The organism is Vibrio sp. Y176 (assembly GCF_033438945.1).
Genome location: NZ_JAWOQS010000087.1, coordinates 1 through 1,253 on the forward strand (window position 1 = coordinate 1; position 1,253 = coordinate 1,253).

1 protein-coding gene is annotated in these 1,253 nt (G+C 43.4%); it reads left to right on the forward strand.

Annotated elements, in window-relative coordinates:
- The first annotated feature begins 171 nt into the window (after positions 1 to 171).
- A complete protein-coding gene (purR, locus tag R7O13_RS24260) occupies positions 172 to 1,176 on the forward strand; it encodes an HTH-type transcriptional repressor PurR (RefSeq protein WP_021822868.1) in 1,005 nt (334 codons plus the stop codon).
- Positions 1,177 to 1,253: the final 77 nt, after the last annotated feature.

Genomic DNA, 1,253 nt, shown 5'->3' on the forward strand with positions numbered 1-1,253 from the left:
AAGCCGAGTACCTTCAACCAAGTTGCTACAAATCTTTTTATACCGATTTCGGTACAACCGCTGCCTACTAGAATAGACACTACTGTTGTTGTGGTGTTTAGTTTGCGCAAAAAACTAAGCGTATGGTTGTATTCACTACGGTATTAAGTAGCTCGATACAGGACATCATTTATGGCCACTATAAAAGACGTTGCTCGCTTAGCCGGCGTTTCTACCACCACAGTTTCGCACGTTATTAATAAGACACGTTTTGTTGCAGAAGCAACCCAAGAAAAAGTAATGAAAGCGGTTGATGAGCTTAACTACGCACCAAGCGCAGTTGCTCGTAGTTTAAAATGCAACTCAACTCGTACTATTGGTATGTTGGTAACACAGTCAACTAACCTATTCTTCTCTGAAGTGATCGACGGTGTAGAAAGTTACTGCTACCGTCAAGGTTACACATTGATCTTGTGTAATACCGGCGGCATCTACGAGAAACAGCGCGACTACATCCGCATGCTTGCTGAGAAACGTGTAGATGGCATTTTGGTGATGTGTTCAGATCTAACCGAAGAACTAAAAGAGATGTTAGATCGTCACTCAGATATCCCGAAAGTTGTGATGGATTGGGGCCCAGAGAGTTCTCGTGCGGACAAGATCACAGATAACTCTGAAGAAGGTGGCTACCTAGCAACTAAATATCTTATCGATAACGGCCACACTGACATCGCCTGCCTGAGTGGTCACTTTGAGAAACTTGCTTGCCAAGAGCGTATCGCTGGTTTCCGTCGTGCCATGGCTGAAGCAAAACTGCCAATCAATGAAGATTGGATTCTTGAAGGTAACTTTGAATGCGATACTGCGGTACTGGTTGCAGACAAGATCACCGCGATGGAAAAACGCCCTACTGCAGTATTCTGTTTTAACGATACCATGGCACTTGGCTTAATGAGCCGTCTGCAACAAAACGGCATCAAGGTTCCAGATGACGTTTCTGTTATCGGTTACGACAACATTGAACTTGCAGAGTACTTCTCACCACCGCTAACAACGATTCACCAACCTAAACGTCGTGTGGGTAAAAATGCGTTTGAGATCCTACTTGAACGCATTAAAGATAAAGAACACGAAAAGCGTGTGTTCGAGATGCAACCAGAGATTGTTATCCGCAACACCGTTAAGAAACTTAATTAAATGAACACAAGCGCCCTTATGGGCGCTTTTTTTTATTAAAAAAATAACACTTCCCGCACACTTTGCCTCATTCTTAA

Bases quoted from the DNA above. Each gene is read 5' to 3' on its own strand.
- purR (WP_021822868.1), top strand. From the start codon at position 172: ATGGCCACTATAAAAGACGTTGCTCGCTTAGCCGGCGTTTCTACCACC.